Below are 23,538 nucleotides of genomic sequence, written 5' to 3' on the forward strand. Positions count from 1 at the left end.
CCAAATAGGATCCAATGTTAGATCGCTGAGCACGCCGCCAGACCGGGGAGAGTTTAGATGACGCTTGCGCATTGGGCTGCCGCCCTTGAACGGCATTGGGGAATAGAGGCGGAATTGAGCCGTCTCGATGGGGAGTATGACCTGAACTTCCTGGCCAAAGGGAGAGATGGCAAGGGTTATATACTTAAAGCCATGCGCCCCGGCTGCGAGACCTGGCTGGTCGAGATGCAAGTGAAGGCGTTTGAGCATATCGCCGCGCGCCAGCCGGATCTGCCCTGCCCGCGGGTAATTGCCTCTGCAAATGGCCAGTCGCTGCTGAACCTTCCGGATGAAGACGGCCAAAGCCGACTGGTCTGGTTGCTTAACCGGCTGCCGGGGCGCTGCTATGCCAAGGCGGAACCGAAAAGCGATGCGTTGATCCATGAGATTGGACAGGTATTGGGCGGCTCAGCCAAGGCGCTGGCAGATTTCAAGCACGAGGGGCTGGAGCGCGACTTCAAATGGGATCTGATGCGGGCAGGATGGATCACGGATCAGCTGCCCTGCATCACCGACCCGGCCCGACGGGCGATCCTAAATGAGATTGCTTGGGAGTTTGCTAAGTTAGCGCCTGTTCTGGCAAAGCTGCCCAAGCAGGCCATTCACAACGATGCAAACGATTACAACATCATGGTTGCAGGTGAACTCGGGGATCCCCGCCATGTTTCCGGCCTGATTGATCTGGGCGACATGTGCGCCGCGCCACGGGTCTGCGATCTGGCTATTGCCGCGGCCTATATCGTGCTGGACCATTCCGCGCCCGAGGCCGCCCTAGCGGCGCTGGTGGCCGGCTATCACAGCGTCTGGCCGCTGACGCCTGCTGAGGTTGATTTGGTCTGGCCGCTCTTGCGCGCGCGGCTGGCGGTCAGCGTGGTGAACTCCACCCTGATGGCGGCGGAAGATCCGGATGATCCCTATGTCACCATTTCACAGGCGCCAGCCTGGCGGTTCCTGGAGGGCAATTCGCTGCACCTCGGACCGCTGTCCGCCCGGCTGCGCGCCGCCTGCGGTCTGCCGGTGGTGGAAGGTGCAGACCGTGTGATGGCCTGGCTGGAGCAGGAACGCGGAAACTTCGCTCCACTGATGGGTCAGAATCTAGTTGATGCGCCCATGGGATCTCTATCAGTGGAAAACTCCACTTGGCCGCAGAACCCATTCCACATGCCAGCCGAGGAAGCCGCAAAGGTTGGTGAAGAATTCGAAGACAACGGCCGCATCTGGCTCGGCTATTACCACGAGCCGCGGCTGGTATATACCGATCCCGCATTCCGAAAAGGCCCATGGAAAGCCAGTGACCGCCGCACGGTGCATCTGGCCGTGGATGCCTTTACCACGGCGGGCACACCGATGTTTGCTCCGCTGCGCGGTGAGGTCTTTGCGGCCGAATACCGGGACGGGCATCTGGATTACGGCGGTGTGATCATTCTACGCCATGAAACGCCTGAGGGCGATCCGTTCTACACTCTATACGGCCATCTTGACCCGGAATTCCTGAATCGCCTGAAGCCGGGTGATGCGGTGGAAAAGGGTGAGCAATTCTGCCACCTGGGCGATCCCAGTCAGAACGGCGGCTGGGCGCCGCATGTTCATTTCCAGCTGGCACTGACCACCGAAGGAATGGAGGCTGATTGGCCCGGTGCCGCCGGCCCTGATGAGATGTATCTCTGGCGCGCAGTCTGCCCCAACCCTGCGGCCCTGCTGAACCTGCCGGATGGAAAGGTCCGCTTTCACCCCACCGACAAGAATGAAGTTTTAGCAGGCCGCCGCGCGCATTTCGGTGGCAACCTCAGCCTAACCTATTCCGATCCGGTGATGCCGGTACGCGGCTGGAAGCATCACCTGTTTGATGAATGGGGCCGCCCCTATCTGGATGCTTACAACAATGTGCCGCATGTGGGCCACGCCCACCCGCGGATCCAAGCAGTGGCAGCGGACCAACTGAAACGGATGAACTCCAACACCCGTTACCTGCACCCGGCGCAAACCGCCTTTGCAGACAAGGTGCTGTCAAAGCTGCCCGGACATTTCGAGGTTTGCTTCTTTGTGAACTCCGGCACCGAGGCCAATGAGCTGGCGCTGCGGCTGGCCCGCGCGCATACCGGCGCCACGGGGATGGTGACGCCCGATCACGGCTATCACGGCAACACCACCGGCGCGATCGCGATCTCCGCCTACAAGTTCAACAAGCCCGGCGGCGCAGGCCAGGCGGACTGGGTGGAACTGGTGGAAGTCGCCGACGATTACCGCGGCTCCTTCCGGCGGGACGATCCGGACCGGGCGCAGAAGTTCGCGGATCTGGTGGATCCGGCGATCAGGAACCTGCAGCAAAGAGGCCACGGCATCGCCGGCTTCATCGCTGAAACCTTCCCTTCTGTTGGCGGCCAAATCATTCCGCCCAAAGGTTATCTGCCTGCAGTCTACGAAAAGATCCGCGCCGCGGGCGGTGTCTGCATCGCTGATGAAGTGCAAACCGGGCTGGGCCGGCTCGGGGATTATTACTTCGGCTTCGAACACCAGGGCGCCCTGCCGGACATCGTTGTGATGGGCAAACCCATCGGCAACGGCCACCCGCTGGGCGTGCTTGTGACAACCAAAGCAATCGCCGAAAACTTTGACAACGGGATCGAGTTCTTCTCGACCTTCGGCGGCTCTACCCTGTCTTGCCGGACCGGCAAGGAAGTGCTGGATATAGTTGACGATGAAGGCCTGCAGGACAACGCCCGGCTGATAGGCACCCGGCTGGTCGAAGGGCTGCGGGGTCTGGAACGGAAATACGCCTGCGTTGGCGATGTGCGTGGAATGGGCCTGTTCCTGGGACTGGAACTGATCGCCCCGGATGGCTCCGAAGCCACCGGAATCTGCTCGTACGTCAAGAACAGGATGCGCGATCAACGGATCCTGATCGGCAGCGAAGGCCCAAAGGACAACATCCTGAAAATCCGCCCGCCGCTGACCATAGATGCAGAAGACGCAGATATGATCGTCCATATCCTGGATGGTATCCTGCGCGAAGTGGAGGCGGCCTGACAGCCCCTCTTGAGCCGCAGATCAGGCAACAAAAAAGGCGGTGGAGAACCACCGCCTTTTCCATAACCTTGTACCGAACTTAGTTCGATGCAACAGCTGCGCCGACCAGAACCAGCAGCAGCAGCGGCAGCAGGATGCCGCTGGAAGAACCCTGAGCTTCTTCCACGATGACCGGCGGTTCTACAACCGGCTCGGACAGGTTGCCAGCAGTGGCGGTCGAAGCGGCAGCAGTCAGCGCAGCAGCGATAACGAGTTTTTTCATGTTAACCTCCAGAATTCGCACGGATCATACAACTGAACCACGCACCCAAGACTTATCTCGTATTTTTTTCTAACCAGCAAATCCTCGGGATTGCAATTGCTTGTTATAGTTAACAGCTCAGCGCCCCGCCTCGTGTCGTCAAATTAGCAACACCTGTGTGCCGACTTTGGTTAGGCTGAACAAATCGGCGATATGCTCATTGTAGAGTCCGATGCAGCCATTGGACGATTTTCGGCCAATTTTTCGCGTATCGTGGGTTCCATGGATGCGGTAGTACTTCCAGCCAAGATAAAGCGCATGAGTGCCAAGCGGGTTGTCCGGTCCCGGCGGTATGAAAGCAGGCCACTCAGGGTTGCGCTTGCGCATATTCGGGGTTGGAGCCCAGCCTGGACCTTCAACCTTGCGGACAACCTTAGTCCGGCCACGGCGGGTCAGGTCGTCGGACAGCGGTACGGAAGACGGGAACAGTTTGTAAACCCTTTCATCCTCAGACCAGTAGTGCAGAGCCCGGCTGTCGATATCGACCAGAATCGCTCCATTCCGCAGGTTATCAAAGTATGGCCTCCAGGATTTGGCCCGGAAGGCAGAGATGTTGCGCTGGACAGACGGTTCCGGCTCAGGCGGCGGGCGCAATGGATCAAAAGCCTGCTGCGCCTCGTCGCTGGTCTCTTGCGCCATGGCTGACGAGGAAATCAATGCAACGCTGCCGGCAAGAAAATGCCGCCTGCTGAGGGTATCAAAGGGGTTTTTGGGCATCACTCTTTCCAACTTGCGCAATCAGGATCAATGGTTGCGCCATTTTATGGCCCGAAAGCCGCAGTCGCAAATCAATCCGACAAGCAGGCCTGCATATTTCTGCCGGTCCGTTTGCACCTCTGCCGCAGGAAGGATAAATGCATCAGCAACCGACGGAGCGAGAGAGCAATATGAAACGTGTTTTTCTGCTGATGGCTGCTGCATTGATAACTGTAGCGGCGGCATGTACGCCCGTAACAGAATCTGGCAGCACCTACCGTATTAGGAATGCAGATAAAGTGCAGATCCGAATGCTCGATTCTGTCAACGCGCTGCGCGAGGCGGCTGGAGCACAAGCCGTTCAGCTGAATGCCGAGCTGACCGCGGCCGCCGCGACCCATTCCCGGGACATGTCAGTGCAAAACCGGCCCTGGCATTTTGGATCCGACGGCTCCTCGCCGCTGGATCGGGTGTCACGTGCGGGTTACACCGGCTCGCTTCTGGGAGAAAACATCTCAGAAACTTACGAGAATGAACAGCAAACCCTGTCTGCTTGGCTGGAACGCCCGGCCACGCGCGCGGTGATTCTCGACCCAAAAGCCTTGAACATGGGGTTCTCCTGGTTTCAGGAGCCAAACGGCAAAATCTGGTGGACGATGGTTATGGGCAGCTGAGCCGCCGCGCCGTGCATTAGCACCGCGCCGGGCCAAAGCCGGCAATGAAGTACTGGCGGCGCATCCGCAGGTACGGGAATCCTGATTGAAACTCAGGGTCTCAATGCAATAACCGTACCGTCCTGCACCATGGCGTAGATCTCTTCGATTTCTTCATTTGATACTGCGATACACCCGGCAGTCCAGTCATCCACCCGGGCTGCGCGCTTGCGCTCCTTGTGGTTGTTCGGCTCTCCGTGGATGAAGATCTCACCGCCTGGCCGCTTGCCTTGAGCATGCGCATTGGCCCGGTCCTGCCGGTTCGGGTAAGAGATTCCCACCGACAGATGATAGCGGCTGTTGGGATTGCGCCGGTCAATAACATAGGTGCCCTCAGGTGTCTTTCCGTCGCCCTCGAAAGCCTTATGCCCCAGCGGTGCAAACCCCAGGTCGACCTCATACTCGCGCAGAATTTCTTCGTTGTGCATCAGGTAAAGCTTACGCGTACCCTTGTTGATCACGATCGAAGTCACTTGCGGTCCGTCATATGACTGAAAGCGGCTCACTGTGCCGCTGGAAATGCTGCAACCGGCCAGCGCAAGGCTCGCGGCTGCACCGAAACCAAATGCCCTTCTGTCCATTGTCAAAGCCTGTATTTCTTTTTTGCCTCTATTCAGCCTGTACCGCGAATTGCCTGTAAAGAAAATTCACAATTTTCTGTCCGGGGCTGTTTGACTGCTTAGCCTCTGTTCAATCGCTTCCAGCCGGCTCAGCACTTCGTCCCTATAGGCATCTGTGCGTTCCACCTCTTCTTCCCCATGGGCATCCTGCATGGAGTTCACGATCAGACCGACGAGAAGGTTCACCACAGCAAAAGTCGTCACCATGATGAACGGCACGAAGAACGCCCAGGCGTGCGGATGCACTTCCATTACCGGTCGCACGATCCCCATCGACCAGCTTTCCAGCGTCATGATCTGAAACAACGAATAGGCGCTGCGGCCCAAGTCGCCGAACCATTCCGGGAAGTCCTGGCCGAACAGCTTGGTAGCAATCACAGACCCGATGTAGAAAATAATTGCCATCAGCAGGAACACCGAGCCCATCCCCGGCAGCGCGGTGATGAAACCCTCAACCACCCGGCGCAGGCGCGGTGCAACCGAAATAACCCGAAGCACCCGCAAGATACGCAGCGCCCGCAGAACTGACAGCCCTTGCGCCCCTGGTGCCAGCGCAATGCCGACGATCACAAAATCGAACACATTCCAGCCGCTCAGGAAAAACCGCAACCTGCGTACAAAAAGTTTGGCCAGAATCTCCACCACAAAAATCGACAAGCAGATGTAGTCGATCAAGTGAATCAGACCGCCAACCTTGGCCATGACAGATGGCGCAGTCTCCAGCCCCAGAGTGACTGCATTGACCAGGATGACAGCGGTAATAAACCGGCCGAACCGGTCACTGTCCAGAATCGCTGCAAGGCGGCGTGTCGGGGTGAACGCTTGGGTACCAGTCATCTCAGTCTTTCACGGTGAATCGCGCAACCAGTTCGGTGTGGGCCGACCAGCGGAACTGGTCAACAACCTGCACCCAGTCAAGGCTGTAGCCCGCCGCAACCAACGCTTTAGCGTCGCGGGCAAAACTTACCGGATTGCAGGACACATAGGCGATCACAGGTGTCCGGGCTATGGCCAGTTGCGCAGTCTGCGCCTCGGCGCCTGCACGGGGCGGATCAATCACAGCTGCATCAAAGGCAGCACCAAACGGGTTCAAATCCTCGGGCAGCAACGGATTGCGGAACAAGTCGCGGACCTCGGTGGTGACTTTCTTCAGTCCTGCCGCCCTGCGCCAGCCTGCGTCCAATGCTTCCAGCATTGAACGCTCACCTTCCACCGCATGCACTTCGGCGGTCTGCGCCAAAGGCAGGGCAAACGTGCCGCAGCCAGCAAATAAATCGATGATCCGCTTGGCACCGATTGTCACTTCCTGAACCGCCGCCAGCAACGCCGCCTCACCGTCGAGTGTGGCCTGCAGGAAGGCCCCGGGCGGCGGGCAAACGCGCGCCGAACCAAAGGATTGCACCGGCGGTTGTTCCATCGCAACCGGTTCATCCTCCCAGGTCAATCGGGCAATCCGGTACTGATCTGCCAGCTGCGCCAGTTTAATACGCAGTGGCCCGTCCAGCGGCTTGCCATTCCTGACCAGGATGTCCAGCCCGGCAACCGAGGTCGTAATCGTCACGGCCAGCGGTGTCTTCCGGCTAGCCCCGGCCATCGCCAGCGCCTCTGCAACTGGAATGGCGGCCATCAATGCAGGTTCCAGCAGCTGGCAATCGGGAATTTCAGTGATCACATCAGACGCCTGACCATGGAAACCGGCCATTGCACCCTTCTTGGTGCGCCGTACTGCCAGCGTCGCGCGGCGGCGGGAAAGGGGCGGCGAGGTGTGGATCGGGCGAAACTCGGTCTCCAGCCCTTGTGCCGTCAACGCGGTGCGCACGACTTCCGTTTTCCATTCAGCCACAAATCCGTCACTTGCATGCTGCAGCTGGCAACCGCCGCAGGATTTGTAATGGCGGCAGGCTGGCTGCACGCGGTGCTCGGAAGGGGTTTCGATCCGGATATTGGTCAGGCGGCTGCCTTCTGCGAAACCTGAGACGGTTTCTCCCGGCAGGGTGCGCGGGGCAAATAACGGTCCATCGGCCACGCCATCGCCCTGATGGCCCAGCCGGCTGATCGTCGCTTTGGTTCTGGCTGTGTCTGTCATGGCCGCTCATTACAGCGGGAAGCGGTGCAGCAAAAGCAAAATGCGCTGGAATTTCTATTCAGCCGCAGCCTTGTTCTCATCTGTACAAATGAAGCCACCGGACTGGCGCGCCCAAAATGCTGCATAGAGCCCGGCCTTGGCCAGCAGCTCTTCATGGCTGCCGCTTTCAGCGATCCGCCCTTTCTCCATTACTATGATCCGATCCATCTCGCTCAGGGTCGACAAACGATGCGCGATCGCCAGTACCGTCTTACCCTCCATTACCCGGTGCAGTGCGGCCTGAATGGCCGCCTCCACTTCGGAATCCAGCGCTGAGGTTGCCTCGTCCAAGACTAAAATGGGCGCGTCCTTCAGGATAGCCCGGGCCAGAGCAATCCGCTGCCGCTGCCCGCCCGAGAGTTTCACACCGCGCTCGCCCAGAAAAGCGTCATAGCCTTTGTGGCCCTGCCCATCCTCCAACTCGGTGATGAACTCATGCGCCTCGGCCTTTTCTGCCGCGGCGATCAGGTCTGCTTCGGAGGCATCCGGTCGGCCGTAAAGTATGTTCTCCCGCGCCGAGCGGTTGAACATTGCGGTCTCCTGGGTGACCATGCCGATCCGGCTGCGCAGCGAGTTCTGAGTGACGTCGGCGATGTTCTGGCCGTCGATCAGAATCTGGCCCATTTCCCCGTCATAGAGCCTGAGAAGAAGGGAAACGAGAGTCGATTTCCCGGCACCCGAAGCGCCGACAATGCCCAGTTTTTCACCTGGTTGAATGGTCAGGCTGATGCCCTGGACCCCGCCCACATCACGGCCATAGGCAAATTCCACCTGGTCAAAGACGATCCCGCCTTCGCTGACCTGCAGCGGTTTGGCATCGGGCCGGTCTTCGACCCTGGCACGGACCGAGAGGGTCTTCATGCCGTTCTCGATCTCGCCCACATTGGAATAGATCGCCATCAACGTGAAGCTGACCCAGCCGGTCATCTGGGCAATGCGGATCGAGACCGCCCCAGCGGCTACGATGTCGCCCTCAGTCGCCGTGCCCGACTGCCACAGGAACAGTGTCGCGCCGATCATCAGCACAGGCAGCACGCCGGCCAGGCACATCAGGCAGAACCGGAAGCTGGCCGCGAGATAGCCGAAATGCAGAGACTTTTCCCGGAAGGAGACCATGGCGTCCTGGGCGGTGCGCTCCTCATGGTCGGCATGTGCAAACAGTTTCACCGTCTTGATGTTGGTGATCGAGTCCACCACTTGGCCCGTCACCATCGCCCGCGCACCGGCCCGCGCGCCAGACCGCTTGCGGACACGCGGCAAAAACCAGCGGATCAGCGCGAAATAGGCAATAAGCCAGACCAGAAACACCCCGGTAATGCGCCAGTCGATAGAGCCCAACAAGGCCAAAGAGCCCGCTAAAGAGGCCAGCGCAAAGGCAACCACGTTGATCATCTCGCTGGCGACCGAGGTGACAGCCGTCGCCGTTTGCATCTGTTTCTGGGCGATGCGGCCAGCAAAATCGTCGTCGAAGAACCGGACCGACTGACCCAGCGTCCAGCGGTTGAGGCGGGACAGAACCAGCGGGTTCACATTGGGCTGCACCACGATGGCGTTGGAGGCCGCAGACAGGCCGAACAGCACCGGGCGCACAAACATGAAGAAGCCCAGCGCCAGCGCGATCACCGCCATGTTCCGGCCTGAGAAGAACTGTTCCGGCCCGCTGGCGATTGCAGTATCGATTACCATGCCTAGGATATAGGCGGTGCCCGCCTCCATCCCACCGGCCAGAGCCGAAAACGCTGCCGCCAGAAACAGCATCGGCCACGCGCCGGCAAGGCACCAGCGCAGGAAGGCCCCCAGCCGCTGCGGCGGCGGGCCATCGGCCGGACGGAAGGCGTCGATAAGATTGCCTATGTTCATTCTGCTGCCTCGATGTTCAAGAAGCCGCCGGACTGGCGCGCCCAAAGCTGTGCATAAAGCCCCTGCGCCTGCAAGAGCGTCTCATGCGACCCTTCTTCAACTATACGGCCCTGATCCATCACCAAAATACGGTCCATCTGCGCAATGGTGGATAGCCTATGTGCTATGGCGATTACCGTCTTGCCCTGCATCATGCCGTACAGCGTTTCCTGAATCGCCGCCTCGACCTCGGAATCCAGCGCCGAGGTAGCCTCGTCCAGAACCAGGATCGGCGCGTCCTTAAGGATCACCCGGGCCAGCGTCACCCGCTGGCGCTGGCCGCCCGACAATTTAACCCCGCGCTCGCCCACATGGGCATCATAGCCCTCGCGTCCCTGCGGATCCTCCAGATCCAGAATGAACGCATGCGCCTGCGCTTGTTTGGCGGCGGCGATCATCTCCTCTTCGGTGGCGTCAGGACGACCGTACAGAAGATTGTCCCGCACAGACCGGTGCATCAGCGCACTGTCCTGCTGCACCATACCGATGCGGCAGCGCAACGAGTCCTGCGTCACCGCGCGGATGTCCTGACCGTCGATCAGAATCTGGCCGATTTCGGCGTCATAAAACCGTAAAAGCAGCTTCACCAGAGTCGACTTGCCGGCGCCGGAGCGACCGATCAGGCCGATTTTCTCGCCCGGCCGGATGGTCAGGCTGATCCGGTCCAGACCGCCTGCCTCACGTCCGTAATGGTGCGAAAGGTTGCGCAGTTCGATCTTCCCATTGGCTAGCTGCAGCGGTTCTGCATTGGCGGCATCCACCAGGTCGATAGGCTGAGCGATGGTTTCCATTCCTTCAGCCACAACACCCAGCTGGCGGAAAAAGGAGGTCAATGCCCACATGATCCAGCCGGTCATTGCGTTGAGCCGCAGCGTCAGCGCCGTGGCCGCCGCCACCAGGCCCACCGAGGCGGTTCCCTGCGACCACAGCATAACCGCCCAGCCGACCACGCCAACAATCAGCAGCCCGTTCAGCGTAACCAGTGCGGCATCCATAACGGTGAAGATACGCATCTCCGCCTGAAACGTCCTACGGGTGTTCTCGATCGCATCGCGGGCATAGGTCAGCTCGTTGTCGTGATGTGCGAACATCTTAACCGAATGGATGTTGGAATAGCTGTCGACCACACGCCCTGTCACGGTAGAGCGCGCATCAGACGATGCCTGGCTGGCCGGGCCGACCCGCTTGACGGTCCACATCACCAGCATCGCATAAAGCGCAAACCAGATGGCCAGCGGCAGCATCAGCCGCACGTCCGCTACCCACAGCAGAACGGCTGCACCGACAAGATAGGCCAGCGAGAAGGTGATGGCATCAAAGACCTGAAAAATCACCTCCCCCGCGGCTGGAGGGGTTTGCATGATCCGGTTGGCAATCCGGCCTGCAAAGTCATTCTCGAACCAGCCCACCGACTGACGCAACACGTGTTTATGGGCCCGCCAGCGGATCAGGGTGCCGAAGTTCGGCAGGATCGCATTATTCAACAGCATCACATCCAGAAGCTGGATCAATGGCCGCAGCAGCAGAATGAACAGAGCAACCAGGATCAGCTCGGTTCCATAAGCCTCCCAAACCTGACTGGGCGTGCCGGACATCAGGTCGACAATCCGGCCCATGTAGTAGATCAGCCCCACTTCTATACCGGCGACCAGCACCGACATCAGCGCGGTCAGGATAAAGACAGTTTTGAACGGCTTGGAAAAATCGCGCAGGAACGGCCACAGCCGGGTTGGCGGCGTGTTGGTCTCAGGGTGGGCGCAATAAGGGTCAATGAGGTTTTCAAAGAAACGAAACATGCGGGTGCTCCAAGCGCTCGAGCATTGATTTGGAATACAGATGAAGACGGCGGGCCACCCAAGGCCCACGTCTAACAGGGCAAGGTCTCAGGCGTTAAGGAAACCAGATCCCGTAATACATCAGCATTCCTCCGTCATGTGGTGGCGGTCTTATGGGTACGCAAGATTTGCAGTTTTGTCACTCCCCGAGGTTGTGACTCTGCTGTCAAACTGTGTCAGCGGAGGGAGTCCAGCAGCTGCTCGCGGCTCAGGGAGAACCCAGAGGCAACCCATTCCGTCTCCATTTTCTTTAATGCAGAACCCAGCGCCGGACCCTTGAGATCGGGCAGAAGATCGCGGGCTTTCACTGGAAAGACCATTCCTGCACCCAAAGCAATATCAGTCTCTAAGGTGGGGGAAACTGGCTGTTCCAGCATGGCAGTGCGCAACAGCATGGCATCCAGTGCCTGTTCCGCCCCTATCCGGTAACCCAGTTCTCCCGCCCCGGCCGCGCCTGCCGCGGCCTCCCGGACTGTCTCAAGATGAGAGGCCTGCGCTTTACTTAGCCGCAGGGCGTCCTTCAGACCATGACCCCCTAGCGCACCCAACCGGCGGAGCGCGGATGCCGGACGGTTTGCTTCCAAGTGTATCAGTGGCGCCAGCGCGCGGTCATCCGATCCCGGGAGGATCTGCGCCAACACGCCTGCCTGACGCATGGCGGCGACCGCTGGTGCAGGGTCAGGCGCCGCCAAAAGCTTCATTATCTCGGCACCGACACGTTCCTTAGACAGTGTAGCCAACCCCTCAAGGTTGGCCGCAATCGCCGCCAGCGCATTCGGGTCAAAGCCCAACGTGTGATCGCCGTACCAAGCGTGAAAGCGAAAATAGCGTAACGAACGCAAGTAATCCTCGCGGATGCGGTTCTCTGCTGTGCCGATGAACCGGATCCGGCGTTTCTGCAAATCAGCCATGCCGCCCAAAGGATCGACAATCTCTCCATCCGGACGGGCATAAATCGCGTTCATGGTGAAATCGCGCCGGCGGGCGTCCTCAGTGATTTCGGTTGAATACGCCACGACAGCCCGGCGGCCATCGGTAGCCACATCCTTACGGAAGGTGGTGATCTCATGCGGAATGCCGTTCTTGATCAACGTCACTGTACCATGGTCAATACCGGTAGGAACCGCCTTGATGCCGGCTCGACCTGCCAGCGCCACCACCTGCCCCGGCAGTGCGTCAGTAGCAATGTCCATATCGGAAACCGCCTCCCCCAGCAGCGCGTTGCGAACGCACCCGCCGACAAACAGAACCTGCGCACCATCTCCCATGACCGCCTTGCAAACTGCTTGGGTGGCAGGATCCTTCAACCAGGGTTGGTCAATCCGCATTATTTCTCCATCCGTGCCGCAAATCCGCGCAGCATCCGCGCGGTGGCGCCCCATATGTAATAAGAGCCGTATGGAACGGTATAGTAGCGGCGGCGGGCGCCGCGCCAGCGGCGGGACTCAATAATGTAATTGTCTGGCTGCAGCACATGGGCCAGCGGGACTGAAAAGACTTCAGCCACTTCACCTGCTTCCGGGTACACTGAAAACTCCTCACCGATCAGCGCTACAACCGGTGTCACAGAAAATCCGGTTACCGTCTCATGCTTAGGCAGGCAGCCGATGATCTGCGGAAGCTCCTGCGGCAGACCGATTTCTTCCCAAGCTTCGCGCAACGCTGCAGCGCAGGCGTCCGTGTCACCAGCCTCAACTTTTCCGCCGGGAAAGGCGATCTGCCCCGGATGATGCTTCAACGCAGAGGAGCGTTTGGTTAAAATAAGCCGTGGTACTCTGCCGGCGACAGAGATAGGCACCAGCACGCCGGCTGGCCGCAGCTTACGTCCCTCTGGCAGCACGGTGCCGGGGTTGAGATCAAAGTCGGAAGAGTCGCCGCCCTGGTGTTTCAGCGCGGCAGCAATTCTGTTGGCAAGGTTCTGCGCGGCCTCACTCACTGGGCGAGTTTTCCGCTTCGAACCCAACGCTTGCCGGGTCCAAATCATAATGCGCGCTGCAGAACTGGCAATCTGCTGTGACCCGGCCATCCTCGTTTGTCATGGTGCCGATGTCTTTGGCGGAATAGATCGACAGGCTTTGACGCACCCGGTCTTCGGAGCAAGTGCAGCCGAAACGGACGGGCTGGACATCAAAGACCCGCGGTTGTTCCTCGTGAAACAATCGTATCAGCAGATCGGTCGGGGAAACTGATGGCCCGATCAGCTCCAATGCCTCGACTGTGTTTAGCAGCATCGTGGCCCGGTTCCAGTTCTCTTCCTGATCACCAGACACCAGATCGCTGGCTTGCAGGATTTCACCCGATCCTTCGCTGTTTGCAGCAAAAGGCGAAGCCTTGGGCATACTCTGCAACATAATGCCGCCCGCGCGCCAATGTTCGTCAACTCCAGGCTCGGATGATTTACCAAAGCTCATCTTGAACATGGTCGGCAGCTGTTCGGATTGGGCAAAATAAGCCTCGGCACAGGCCCGCAGCGACCCGCCAGACAACGGGGTGATACCTTGGTAGGGCTTGGTGCCTTTGCCCTGATCGATCATAATGGCAAAATACCCTTCCCCTACTTGATCAAACGGGTTGCTATCCGTAATCCGGTCACGGTCGAAACTTGCATAGGCGCGGATCCGTCCGATTTCGCCTTCTTTTTGCGGTGCGTAATAGTCGGTCGCGATCATCCGCACAGCACCCTTGGACTGCACCTGCAACGACAGCTTCCAGCGCAGGGAAATCGTCTGCCCGATCAGTGCCGTCAACAGCGCCATCTCGGCAACCAGCGCCTCGACCACCGGCGGGTAGTCGTGTTGTCTCAGGATACCGTCCAGCACGCCGTCCAGCCGCGCAACGCGGCCGCGCATGTCCGATGCATCAAGCTGGAAGGGCAGGACGGTATCGTCCCACGCGATTTTCGAACCAAGTGTCATGGGGTTTCCTTACGCGCCGGGGATTGGCATACCGGGGCTATATAGGAGAATTGACACTGGAGTGAAGGGGCCGACGTGTGATCAGGCGATTTGGTAGGACACCAGAGAACGGCCAGCGGTACCGGATGCGCCCGGGCGCCTATGCTTTGCTACCGCGGAACGGCAAGCTGCTGATCACCTGCCAGTTTGCGCCTCAACCAGACCTGCAACTGCCAGGTGGTGGTATCGATCCGGGCGAATCACCCATTCCCGCACTGCACCGAGAGGTTTATGAAGAAACCGGCTGGAAGATCGCCAAGCCACGAAAAATGGGCGTGTTCCGGCGCTTCGCCTTTATGCCGGAATACGGCCTTTGGGCTGAAAAGATCTGCCATATCTATATCGCCCGCCCATTGCGACGAATCGGCCCGCCTGCAGAAGACGGGCATGAAGCGCTGTGGATCGACCCGCAGGAAGCCGCCATGCGGCTGGGCAATGCTGGCGACCGGCATTTCGCAGCCCAACTGGCAGCCCGGTTGTAGCGGCCTGCGAAACTGACAGCCGAAAAGACAAAAATCCCAGCCGCAGCCAGGACAACATCATCTAGAAAATCTGACTGATCTACGGCCCCTGATACTCGAACAATGTGGCCGAGACGTCATCCTCAAGCCCGTGTTCCTTGCTCATGACTTGCGTCAGATGCCAGTAAAGATCATCCAGGAATTCCTTGCTGCTTTGCTCTGACCCGCATTTTTGCACCAGCTCCAGCAGACCCTCCGGCTCAAGCATGGAACCGTCTTCCAGCCGCGCCTCCGTAAAGCCGTCAGAGAACAGCAGCAGACGGTCGCCGCGTTCCATAACGAATTCTTCCTGGCTGTAGCCGATATCGGGGACCAAACCCACCGGCACGCCGCCCTTGCCGATGAACTCCAGGTCACCGTTTTTGCGCAGCAGTAACGGATGCGGGTGCCCGGCTTGCACTATCTTGACGACACCGCTGCGCAAATCAGCGATGCAATAGGCCATGGTGAAGTACTCTTCGATCCCTGTATCAGCGATCAGCCGTGCATTCAGCAGGCTGGCGACTTCCTCCGGCTGGCGCAGTGCATAAAACCGGTTGAAGCGTTTCTCCATCCCGACATTCTGATCGAAGTAATTCGAGGAGAGATAGCCGCCCAGACGTGCTGTCATCATTGCCGAAGTAATGCCATGACCGGACACGTCGATAGAATAAAAACCGATTCTGTTCACACCTGGAGAAATCATTCCCACGAGATCACCGCCAATATGGCCGCAGGGTTTCAGCAGGAGACTGACGGTGGAGGATCCAAAATCCTTGGACAGTTCCGGCACCAGTGATTCCTGAATCTTGCGAGCTTGGATCAGGTCCTTGTCGATTGCATCATAAACACGCTGCAACTCCCCCAGCGTTTCGGACACGATACGGTTCTTCTCGGACAGTTCCCGCTGCATTCTCAGGATCCGCTCACCCGCAGAAATCCGCGCCCGCAGCTCATCCGAACTGACCGGCTTGGTCAGGAAATCGTCGGCACCTGCGTCAAGCCCTTCTGCAACCTCGTTCTTTTCGCTTTTTGATGTCAGCAGGATGAAATAGGCATAATCCTCGCTGGAGCGGGCGCGGAAGGCGCGGCAGAATTCCAGCCCGTTCATGCCCGGCATCATCCAGTCGCTGAGGATCAGGTCTGGCGTTTCCGCCTGACAGATCTCCATAGCGGCCTCGCCGCTCTCGGCCTCAACAACCTCAAATCCCCACTTTTTGAGAGAGGCCACAAGGATGCGTCTTTGCAGTCGGCTGTCATCGACAACCAGCACACGGCGTATTGATCCGGCCACTGTGTGGTCCTCGTTGTCCATCGAACTTTCTGGCAGCACCGAAGGCACCTCACAAATGGCAAAATCAGACAATCTTGTGATACTATCGGTCCAGAAATTTAACAGGCTGTGAAACCTAAAATTTGAGCTTCCGTCTTTAATTCACTATATTATTACTGCAATCAACTTACGAAATTGCGCATGGCGACTGATCTTAGGAAAATATGACATGATTGACTGGCCGCGAGTGACTGAGTTGCGCGAGGAAGTTGGCGCCGAGGATTTCGAGGAAGTCGTTGAAATTTTCCTCGAAGAGGTCGAGGAAGTTATCAGCAAGCTGCAGGACGGCGACCGCAGTCAGCTTGAGCAGGACCTGCATTTCCTGAAAGGCAGTGCGCTCAACCTCGGATTTGATGAATTTTCGGAGCTGTGCCTGGACGGCGAGCGGAAGTCCGCACAAGGCGAAGCAGACGATGTCGATGTCCCCGCCATCATCACCATATTCCAAACATCCAAGTCAGCTTTCCTGACCGGAATGTCCGAAAATTTCTGACCCTTCTCCCAGCGTCAGATAACAAACTGCGCCAAAGTCTCGTCTTGGGTGATGTCCGTGAAGGTCATCCCCGCCGCATCCAGCCGCGCAAACAGTTGCTCGAAATTTTCCGGCCGTTTGGTTTCGATCCCGATCAGCACCGAACCGAAATTACGAGCGGACTTTTTCATATACTCAAAGCGGGCGATATCGTCCTCTGGGCCTAAGATCCCGAGAAACTCCTTCAGCGCACCTGGACGCTGTGGCAGGCGCAAGATGAAATATTTCTTCACTCCGGAATAGCGCTGCGCCCGTTCTTTGACCTCGGGCAGACGTTCAAAATCGAAGTTGCCTCCGGAAGTGACGCAAACCACGGTCTTGCCCCGGATCCAGGAGCGCACATCCTGCAGCGCCTCAACCGACAGCGCGCCGGCCGGCTCCAGCACGATGCCTTCCACGTTCAGCATCTCGATGATGGTGGCACAGATCCGGTCCTCGGAGATCGCCAGGACATCCGGCAGCGGCACGCCCTTCAGAATTTCAAAGGGCAGCGCGCCGATCCGCCCGACCGCTGCACCATCGACGAAGGTGTCGACATGATCCAACGCGACCGGCTTACCAGCAGCAAGCGCTGCCCGCAGACAAGCGCCGCCGTCTGGCTCGACAAACAGGCTGTGCACCTCTTCACCAAACCAAGAGGACACCCCAGCCGACATGCCGCCGCCGCCGACTGGCAGCAGGACATGGTCCGGAGCTTTCTCAAGCTGCGCCTCAATCTCCACTGCGATGGAGGCTTGGCCTTCAATCACATCAGCATCATCAAAGGGCGACAGAAAATGCCCGCCCTCCTTGGCGCACCACTCCTGCGCTGCGGCAAGGCAGATGTCGAAATAATCGCCCACCAGATGGATCTCGATATTACCGCCACCGAATATCCGGGTTTTCTGGATCTTCTGCTGCGGCGTGGTGACCGGCATGAAGATCACCCCGCGCTTGCCCATGTGGCGGCACATGAAAGCAACGCCCTGCGCGTGGTTGCCGGCCGAGGCGCAAACAAACAACTCTTGATCCGGCTGTTTGCGCATCGCGTTCATCGCACCGCGGATCTTGTAGGAGCGAACCGGGCTCAGATCCTCGCGCTTGAGGTAGATGTCAGCGCCGAAACGCTCGGACAGATGCACATTGCGCTGCAGCGGCGTTGCGGGAAACACATCGCGCATCGCCTGTTCAGCGGCGCGGGCCTGGGACTTAAAATCGCTCATGGCTCATTCAGTGGCGCAAGCCCGCCCGCAAGGCAAGAGGCGGGTATAAAAGAATACTTAGGAATACTGATGATCAGCCGGGGCGGTCTTCGACGTAGTGACCATAAAATGCAGTCAGAAGGCTGACGTTGAGCAGTGCGAATACTCGTGCGCAAGCCGAAGATGCTGGCGAGGATTGCGCTGGCCAACACGATGGTGCGACCAATCTGGGCGATGTTGACGAAAGGAGAGGATTACAGGAACCCGGGGTTGGCAGTTGCGGCATGATCATCATGGCGTGAACAGCCAGTTCCGGTGCGAAGGGAGTGTAGGAAAGAAATGGCCTGAAAGTGCGCAATGATCGAACAGATCCGGATCGGTACAACCATATTCTTACTTGGAGCCGCAAGCTCGTACTGAAGATTTGGACCTGATCCGCTGATCTCCACGCCGGCCCGCGGCGTTTGAAAAGCGCCCCCCATCGAGATGCCGTAACAGGGCACGACCCGGATTTCTCCGTGGTGAGTTGCACGACGGTTTGATGTGATGTGTCGTTGCTCTTGGCACGCTGTGCTGCGTGTCCACGGGGTCGTGCGGTTAGGCGCGCCCTAAGATCTCTGACAAAGAAGGAAAACGGCATGGATGTGTATATCGGACTGGACGTCTCGCTCGCAAGCACCGCGATCTGCCCAGGGCAGGATCCTCAAGGAAACGACCGCTGCCAGCGGACCGGAGGACCTCGTTACGGCATTGAAGGCTATGCGGGGTGACGTTGTCGCGGTGGGCTTAGAAGCAGGCCTCCTCTCGCAGTGGCTTTACCAATTTCTGACCGATGCTGGTTTTGCCACTGTCCTGATGGAAACGCGTCAGGTGAAGGGCGCGCTGAAGGCGATGCCCATTAAGACTGACCGGCGGGATGCCGAGGGGATTGCGCGGCTGCTGCAGAAGGGTTGGTACCGACCCGTCCATTGTAAACCGATATCGGCACAGGAGATGCGCGCATTTCTTTCGGCGCGCAAGATTGTCCAGCAAGCCGCAATCAGTCTGGAACTGTCGATCCGCGGTGTGCTGCGCAATTTTGGGCTGAAGATGGGACGTGTTGTGAAGGGCCGCTTTGAGGCGCGCGTGCAAGAGCTGGCCGAGGGCAATTCCATGCTGGAGGCGGCTGCGAACCCGATCCTCACCGCACGGCGGGTGCTGCGACAGGAGCTGGCCGGCCTAGAGAAAGCTTTGCGCGATCACGCCCGGGAGGATCCGATCTGCCGCAAGCTCATGACGATGCCTGGGGTCGGAGCCGTCGTGGCCCTGACCGTCAAGGCAGCCATTGATGACCCGGAGCGGTTCCGGTTGTCCAAGGATATTGGTCCCTGGGTTGGGTTGATCTCAAGACGTGAGCAGTCGGGTGAGCGCGACATCGTTGGTCAGATCTCTCGGGCCGGCGCTGTCGGGCTGCGCACGGCGCTGTATCAGGCGGCGACGGTGATGCTGCACCGCGGCCGTAACAACTGGCTGACCGCATGGGCGCTGAACGTTGCCACGCGGCGGGGGAAGAAACGCGCCACCGCGGCGCTCGCCCGGCGGAGCGGGGTTGTTCCGCACGCTATGTGGAAAGACGGCACCGGCTTCCGCTTCACCCGCGAAGACGCTGCGGCAGTCGCGGCAGTATAGGCCCTGCTTCCAGAGGCACCCTCGTGGATAAACCCGGAAGGAAGGAGACTTGGCCGCGCCCGATGGCGCTGGTTCACCGCGGTCCCAACCCGGGACCCGGTCCCCGATGATGCCGGGTCAGGCCTGGTTGCCAGACGATCTGTCTGAGGACGCTTTTGAGATAGGCACACGGGAACCGATCTTGGACTTGGCATAATGCGGCAGCCTGCGCGCTGACCACGGACGGAAGCATCATCCCGGTGTGGGAGTTCACTCGGTGACGGCAAGCAATCAGCATGGCCGCTGCAAATTGACCTTTAAACATACGAGCCGCCTATACTTCCAGCTCGAAACTGACCCCGCAATCGAGAAGTTTCGCGGGGCGGTTTTGTTGAAAAATTCGTCTTGACTGCCCCCCCCTGTTACGGAAGGCCTGAAAGAAGACCGCATTCGATCACTCACCGGCAAGATTCGAAACTTCTTGCATCACGGACGGCAACCAAAGAAGTACGATGTTTTCGGTGATGGCGCCGTTGGTGGTTGAAGAATACCCGCGGCGCCATCACCGGCAGCCCCAAAAGCGCCTGCGGATCGCGGGCAATTCCCGTTGCACCCGGAAAGACGAACGGCCGTTCATCTTGCGCACCAGATCGCTGACCGCCAGCTTGGGCGGCGCCGAGACGAACATATGGACATGATCGCTCGGCAGCACACCGCGCAAGATAGCGACACCGTTCTCAGCGCAGACCTGGCGGAAGATGTCATGCACCCGCAAGCTAATCCCCCGCGCAGCCCTTGTAGCGGTATTTGGCAGACCACACGATGGGATAGCGCTGATAGAAACGCAGTGTTTGCCGGTATTTTTTTGCATGTCCTTATCCTCCGGAAAATGAGCTTTCGACCCGGCTGCGGCTCACTTTCCGGAGGGTAAGGACAGAACAGGAGTCTTTCACGCTAAAGCGGATCCGGCTGGAAGCCGGAGGGTTTACTCCAGAGAGCGGATACGGAACAGCACCCAAGGTTTCAGTAAAAATCCGCTCCAGTCCGAATATCGCATTTGGCGCAGGCCTTAGTTACTGCGCCCGCTGCGCGAAACCCTGGAAAACCTTGCCCTTCCGGCCAAAACCCGATACCCCGCTCCCGTTCTGACCTGAGAGGGAATTCCATGTCCGCGCCCAAGAAAGTTGTGCTCGCCTATTCCGGCGGCCTCGACACCTCGATCATCCTGAAATGGCTGCAGACCGAATACGGCTGCGAAGTTGTCACCTTCACCGCCGATCTCGGCCAGGGTGAGGAACTGGAGCCGGCCCGCAAGAAGGCAGAAATGCTAGGCATCAAGCCGGAAAACATCTTCATCGAAGATGTGCGAGAGGAATTTGTCCGCGACTTTGTCTTTCCAATGTTCCGTGCCAATGCGGTTTACGAAGGTCTCTACCTTCTGGGCACCTCGATTGCCCGTCCGCTGATCTCCAAGCGGCTGGTTGAAATCGCCGAAGCCACCGGTGCCGACGCGGTGGCCCATGGCGCCACCGGCAAGGGCAACGATCAGGTCCGGTTTGAACTGGCCGCCTATGCGCTGAACCCGGACATCAAGGTGATCGCGCCCTGGCGGGAATGGGATCTGACCTCGCGCACCCGTCTGCTGGAATTTGCCGAAGCCAACCAGATCCCAGTCGCCAAGGACAAGCGTGGCGAAGCCCCCTTCTCCGTTGACGCCAACCTGCTGCACACCTCATCCGAAGGCAAAGTGCTGGAAGATCCGGCGGTGATGGCGCCCGACTATGTCTACCAGCGCACTGTGCACCCCGAGGACGCGCCGAACGAACCAGAGTTTATCGAAGTCGGTTTTGAAAAAGGCGATGCTGTCAGTATCAACGGTGAAACGCTGAGCCCGGCAGACCTGTTGACCAAGCTGAACGAATTGGGCGGCAAGCATGGCTGCGGCCGTCTCGATTTGGTCGAAGGCCGCTTTGTCGGCATGAAATCCCGCGGCATTTATGAAACGCCGGGCGGCACCCTGCTTCTGGAAGCCCACCGCGGAATCGAATCGATCACGATGGACCGCGGCGCAATGCATCTTAAAGATGAGCTGATGCCGAAATACGCTGAACTTATCTACAATGGCTTCTGGTATTCGCCTGAGCGAGAAATGCTGCAGGCAGCCATCGACAAGAGCCAGGAACATGTCACCGGAACCGTGCGCCTGAAGCTTTATAAAGGTTCCGCAGCCTGTGTGGGCCGCTGGTCGGATCATTCGCTGTACTCCGAAGCGCATGTAACCTTCGAGGAAGACGCAGGCGCCTATGACCAGACCGATGCTGCAGGTTTCATTCAGTTGAACGCCCTGCGCCTCAAGCTGCTGGCCGCCCGCGAACGCCGCATCAAAAAGTGAGTAATTACGACGATATAGACGGCGGTTTCGAGGACGATTTCGCAGAAGAGCTGGAAATGTTCGTCGAAGCTCAGGACACCGTTTGGGCGGCTGTTCTGACTGAACTCTCTGAGGGTCAAAAGACGAGCCACTGGATGTGGTTCGTCTTTCCCCAATTGGCCGAACTGGGCCAATCCCATATGGCGCAGCTTTACGGGATCGAGGACCTGACTGAAGCCACCGCCTATCTGAACCACGAAAAACTGCGCAACCGCCTGGTGAACGCCAGCCAGCTGATGCTGCAGCATAAGGGAACGGATCCAGCGCAAATCCTCGGCGATATCGACGCAAAGAAACTTCGCTCTTCAATGACACTGTTTGCAGCTGTCCCCGGTGCGCCGGCGGACTTCCGGCAGGTGCTTGATGCCTTCTATGGCGGCCAGCCCTGCCCGCTGACCAAGGCAGCCCTTACCCGAACGTAACCCGGCGCCTTCACCTGAGGTCAATGTTGCTCGCCATCCCTTACGTACCTAATCCTCGCCGCAGGCAAGGGAAGGTCAAATGGCATTGCAAGACATCGCTGGGGAAATCCGAACAGGTCTGGCCGGAAAAACTTTTGACGGCTCACTGAAATTCGATTGCGGCAAAGACGGCGTCATCGTGCTCGCAGAAGGCAGTGCCAGCACAGATGACTGTGGCACCGACTGCACGCTGCAGCTATCCAAAGAGAACTTGAAGAAATTGCTCACCGGTAAGCTAAACCCGATGACAGCTGTAATGATGGGGAAAATCAAGATCTCCGGCGACATGGGTGTTGCCATGCAACTGGGCAAGCTGCTCGGTTAAGCCTCTTCATTTTCTTGAAAATATCCTCGGGATGAGCGCCGCAGGCGCGAGGAGATGACAAGGCCGCCTCGCACCTCAGATTTTCACTGCCTTCATCTGCTCCTAGTAAGGCAGCGCCGCCTGCAGCACCGGCTGGAGATCCTCCGGCCCTTCCGGCAGCGGGCCTTCCGGGTCGGCAAAGCCTGTTAAGTTCCAGACTGCACCATATCAATGCGCCGCCCACACGCCATCGTTCTTGTGTCCGCCCATCGGCCAGGTCAGTTTGTAAACGACGGAGCAAGACTCGGCCAACCCGTATGCATCAACCAAAGAGTAGTTCCGCTTGTGAAGCGGAATTTCAGTGGAGCGGTACAGGTCAATCACTTTCTGCCGTGTAATGCCGTTCAGCTTGGAATGGGAGTTCAGTTCGGGGTCCTGCGTCATCGCAGACCGCGGATATGCGGCACTGTGGCCAGCTCTATCGGGCTTGGAAGGTTGGGGTGGGAAGGGACGCGTTTTCACACCGCGTGTGACCATCAACCAGGCATGGGCATCCGAGGTCATGCCATTGGCCCTCTGGGTCTCTAACACGGCGGTTTTCACACCTTCAGTGTCCAACCCAACATCCTGGTCGATCACCTTGACAGCCTCGAACAGCCGGTCCGAGTGTTCGTCTATGAGAAGGCCCAGGTTCCATACTACAGCCGCAAACTTTTCCACACGCCGTCGCCAAGCATAAACCGCTGTCGTAAACGCTCATCTTGCTTCAGCCTTAGGAACGATCTTGCCGTTCAGATAGATCAGAATTTCTACGTTTCGCTGATCTTCTTCAGCCTTGTGTGCTCACCTTTTGCTCATGTGATGCTCCTCCGTCGACACGTTGGTAATATTGATCCAATTTTCAAGCGGTAACTTGCTGTCACCTGTCCGTGAAATCCGG

19 protein-coding genes and 4 pseudogenes are annotated in these 23,538 nt (G+C 58.6%); 9 read left to right on the forward strand and 14 right to left on the reverse strand.

Annotation, left to right across the window (positions count from 1 at the left end):
* Positions 1-57: 57 nt before the first annotated feature.
* Positions 58-3,066 carry an aminotransferase class III-fold pyridoxal phosphate-dependent enzyme gene (locus tag METH_RS19050; protein WP_024092110.1) on the forward strand — a complete coding sequence of 1,003 codons (3,009 nt, stop codon included), beginning with the start codon at positions 58-60 and terminating at the stop codon, positions 3,064-3,066.
* Positions 3,067-3,145: 79 nt separating this feature from the next.
* Here the strand turns inward: METH_RS19050 and METH_RS19055 are convergent, their stop codons facing one another.
* Together METH_RS19055 and METH_RS19060 are read right to left on the reverse strand one after the other, a co-directional pair.
* Positions 3,146-3,328 (reverse strand): hypothetical protein, encoded by a 183-nt coding sequence (locus METH_RS19055; RefSeq protein WP_024092111.1) that lies wholly within the window; start codon positions 3,326-3,328, stop codon positions 3,146-3,148.
* Positions 3,329-3,466: 138 nt separating this feature from the next.
* Positions 3,467-4,084, reverse strand: a complete 618-nt coding sequence (locus METH_RS19060; RefSeq protein ID WP_024092112.1) for a L,D-transpeptidase — start codon at positions 4,082-4,084, stop codon at positions 3,467-3,469.
* 170 nt (positions 4,085-4,254) lie between these two features.
* Between METH_RS19060 and dalA the strand changes: the two genes are divergently transcribed.
* Entirely contained in the window at positions 4,255-4,737 is a 483-nt protein-coding gene (gene dalA / locus METH_RS19065; RefSeq protein ID WP_024092113.1) for a divisome-associated lipoprotein DalA, read from the forward strand.
* A gap of 92 nt (positions 4,738-4,829) precedes the next feature.
* On the opposite strand, the gene METH_RS19070 is transcribed toward dalA, so the two are convergent.
* The 8 genes from METH_RS19070 to hslO form a co-directional block, all read right to left on the reverse strand.
* Positions 4,830-5,357 (reverse strand): L,D-transpeptidase family protein, encoded by a 528-nt coding sequence (locus METH_RS19070; protein WP_024092114.1) that lies wholly within the window; start codon positions 5,355-5,357, stop codon positions 4,830-4,832.
* Between the two features lie 66 nt (positions 5,358-5,423).
* On the reverse strand, positions 5,424-6,233 hold the full coding sequence (locus tag METH_RS19075; RefSeq protein ID WP_024092115.1) for an ion transporter: 810 nt from the start codon (positions 6,231-6,233) through the stop codon (positions 5,424-5,426).
* Between the two features lies 1 nt (position 6,234).
* Positions 6,235-7,482, reverse strand: coding sequence for a class I SAM-dependent RNA methyltransferase (locus METH_RS19080; protein WP_024092116.1), 1,248 nt, complete (start codon positions 7,480-7,482; stop codon positions 6,235-6,237).
* A 54-nt stretch (positions 7,483-7,536) separates the two neighbouring features.
* Positions 7,537-9,381 (reverse strand): ABC transporter ATP-binding protein, encoded by a 1,845-nt coding sequence (locus tag METH_RS19085; RefSeq protein ID WP_024092117.1) that lies wholly within the window; start codon positions 9,379-9,381, stop codon positions 7,537-7,539.
* Positions 9,378-11,216, reverse strand: coding sequence for an ABC transporter ATP-binding protein (locus tag METH_RS19090; protein WP_024092118.1), 1,839 nt, complete (start codon positions 11,214-11,216; stop codon positions 9,378-9,380). The genes METH_RS19085 and METH_RS19090 overlap by 4 nt, the downstream gene beginning before the upstream one ends.
* 215 nt (positions 11,217-11,431) lie before the next feature.
* Positions 11,432-12,583, reverse strand: a complete 1,152-nt coding sequence (locus METH_RS19095; RefSeq protein WP_024092119.1) for a CCA tRNA nucleotidyltransferase — start codon at positions 12,581-12,583, stop codon at positions 11,432-11,434.
* Positions 12,583-13,191, reverse strand: a complete 609-nt coding sequence (locus tag METH_RS19100; RefSeq protein WP_024092120.1) for a CoA pyrophosphatase — start codon at positions 13,189-13,191, stop codon at positions 12,583-12,585. Before METH_RS19100 ends, METH_RS19095 begins: the two co-directional genes overlap by 1 nt.
* Entirely contained in the window at positions 13,184-14,170 is a 987-nt protein-coding gene (gene hslO, locus METH_RS19105) for an Hsp33 family molecular chaperone HslO (RefSeq protein WP_024092121.1), read from the reverse strand. Before hslO ends, METH_RS19100 begins: the two co-directional genes overlap by 8 nt.
* A 77-nt stretch (positions 14,171-14,247) precedes the next feature.
* On the opposite strand from hslO, the gene METH_RS19110 reads away from it, so the two are divergent.
* Positions 14,248-14,691, forward strand: a complete 444-nt coding sequence (locus METH_RS19110; RefSeq protein WP_024092122.1) for an NUDIX hydrolase — start codon at positions 14,248-14,250, stop codon at positions 14,689-14,691.
* A gap of 79 nt (positions 14,692-14,770) precedes the next feature.
* Here METH_RS19110 and METH_RS19115 read toward each other — a convergent pair whose 3' ends face one another.
* Complete coding sequence (locus METH_RS19115; RefSeq protein WP_156927548.1) at positions 14,771-16,024, reverse strand: PP2C family protein-serine/threonine phosphatase; 1,254 nt, start codon at positions 16,022-16,024, stop codon at positions 14,771-14,773.
* Between the two features lie 187 nt (positions 16,025-16,211).
* On the opposite strand from METH_RS19115, the gene METH_RS19120 reads away from it, so the two are divergent.
* Complete coding sequence (locus METH_RS19120) at positions 16,212-16,535, forward strand: Hpt domain-containing protein (RefSeq protein ID WP_024092124.1); 324 nt, start codon at positions 16,212-16,214, stop codon at positions 16,533-16,535.
* A 14-nt stretch (positions 16,536-16,549) separates the two neighbouring features.
* On the opposite strand, the gene ilvA is transcribed toward METH_RS19120, so the two are convergent.
* Positions 16,550-17,776, reverse strand: a complete 1,227-nt coding sequence (gene ilvA / locus METH_RS19125) for a threonine ammonia-lyase IlvA (RefSeq protein WP_024092125.1) — start codon at positions 17,774-17,776, stop codon at positions 16,550-16,552.
* 138 nt (positions 17,777-17,914) lie between these two features.
* Here ilvA and METH_RS25480 point away from each other — a divergent pair.
* A pseudogene (locus METH_RS25480) lies at positions 17,915-18,043 on the forward strand (IS110 family RNA-guided transposase); the annotation flags it as partial.
* Positions 18,044-18,393: 350 nt separating this feature from the next.
* Positions 18,394-19,423, forward strand: a pseudogene (locus METH_RS19130) (IS110 family RNA-guided transposase).
* Positions 19,424-19,856: 433 nt separating this feature from the next.
* On the opposite strand, the pseudogene tnpA reads toward METH_RS19130, so the two are convergent.
* Positions 19,857-20,273 (reverse strand): annotated as a pseudogene (gene tnpA, locus METH_RS19135) (IS200/IS605 family transposase).
* Between the two features lie 294 nt (positions 20,274-20,567).
* Here tnpA and METH_RS19140 point away from each other — a divergent pair.
* The 3 genes from METH_RS19140 to METH_RS19150 all read left to right on the forward strand — a co-directional run bounded on the left by METH_RS19140 (position 20,568) and on the right by METH_RS19150 (position 22,619).
* Positions 20,568-21,794 (forward strand): argininosuccinate synthase, encoded by a 1,227-nt coding sequence (locus tag METH_RS19140; RefSeq protein WP_024092126.1) that lies wholly within the window; start codon positions 20,568-20,570, stop codon positions 21,792-21,794.
* The gene (locus METH_RS19145; RefSeq protein WP_024092127.1) at positions 21,791-22,255 is read left to right on the forward strand and encodes a DUF1810 domain-containing protein; all 465 of its coding nucleotides are present in this window, start codon (positions 21,791-21,793) and stop codon (positions 22,253-22,255) included. The genes METH_RS19140 and METH_RS19145 overlap by 4 nt, the downstream gene beginning before the upstream one ends.
* A gap of 79 nt (positions 22,256-22,334) precedes the next feature.
* Entirely contained in the window at positions 22,335-22,619 is a 285-nt protein-coding gene (locus METH_RS19150; RefSeq protein WP_024092128.1) for an SCP2 sterol-binding domain-containing protein, read from the forward strand.
* A 279-nt stretch (positions 22,620-22,898) separates the two neighbouring features.
* Here the strand turns inward: METH_RS19150 and METH_RS19155 are convergent.
* Positions 22,899-23,405, reverse strand: a pseudogene (locus tag METH_RS19155) (aminotransferase class IV); the annotation flags it as partial.
* Between the last annotated feature and the right edge of the window lie 133 nt (positions 23,406-23,538).

The sequence above is a fragment of the Leisingera methylohalidivorans DSM 14336 genome, from assembly GCF_000511355.1.
In the GTDB taxonomy this organism is placed as follows: Bacteria; Pseudomonadota; Alphaproteobacteria; order Rhodobacterales; family Rhodobacteraceae; genus Leisingera; species Leisingera methylohalidivorans.

Bases quoted from the DNA above. Each gene is read 5' to 3' on its own strand.
- METH_RS19050 (WP_024092110.1), top strand. From the start codon at position 58: ATGACGCTTGCGCATTGGGCTGCCGCCCTTGAACGGCATTGGGGAATA.
- METH_RS19055 (WP_024092111.1), bottom strand. From the start codon at position 3,328: ATGAAAAAACTCGTTATCGCTGCTGCGCTGACTGCTGCCGCTTCGACC.
- METH_RS19060 (WP_024092112.1), bottom strand. From the start codon at position 4,084: ATGCCCAAAAACCCCTTTGATACCCTCAGCAGGCGGCATTTTCTTGCC.
- dalA (WP_024092113.1), top strand. From the start codon at position 4,255: ATGAAACGTGTTTTTCTGCTGATGGCTGCTGCATTGATAACTGTAGCG.
- METH_RS19070 (WP_024092114.1), bottom strand. From the start codon at position 5,357: ATGGACAGAAGGGCATTTGGTTTCGGTGCAGCCGCGAGCCTTGCGCTG.
- METH_RS19075 (WP_024092115.1), bottom strand. From the start codon at position 6,233: ATGACTGGTACCCAAGCGTTCACCCCGACACGCCGCCTTGCAGCGATT.
- METH_RS19080 (WP_024092116.1), bottom strand. From the start codon at position 7,482: ATGACAGACACAGCCAGAACCAAAGCGACGATCAGCCGGCTGGGCCAT.
- METH_RS19085 (WP_024092117.1), bottom strand. From the start codon at position 9,381: ATGAACATAGGCAATCTTATCGACGCCTTCCGTCCGGCCGATGGCCCG.
- METH_RS19090 (WP_024092118.1), bottom strand. From the start codon at position 11,216: ATGTTTCGTTTCTTTGAAAACCTCATTGACCCTTATTGCGCCCACCCT.
- METH_RS19095 (WP_024092119.1), bottom strand. From the start codon at position 12,583: ATGCGGATTGACCAACCCTGGTTGAAGGATCCTGCCACCCAAGCAGTT.
- hslO (WP_024092121.1), bottom strand. From the start codon at position 14,170: ATGACACTTGGTTCGAAAATCGCGTGGGACGATACCGTCCTGCCCTTC.
- METH_RS19115 (WP_156927548.1), bottom strand. From the start codon at position 16,024: ATGGACAACGAGGACCACACAGTGGCCGGATCAATACGCCGTGTGCTG.
- METH_RS19120 (WP_024092124.1), top strand. From the start codon at position 16,212: ATGATTGACTGGCCGCGAGTGACTGAGTTGCGCGAGGAAGTTGGCGCC.
- ilvA (WP_024092125.1), bottom strand. From the start codon at position 17,776: ATGAGCGATTTTAAGTCCCAGGCCCGCGCCGCTGAACAGGCGATGCGC.
- METH_RS19140 (WP_024092126.1), top strand. From the start codon at position 20,568: ATGTCCGCGCCCAAGAAAGTTGTGCTCGCCTATTCCGGCGGCCTCGAC.
- METH_RS19150 (WP_024092128.1), top strand. From the start codon at position 22,335: ATGGCATTGCAAGACATCGCTGGGGAAATCCGAACAGGTCTGGCCGGA.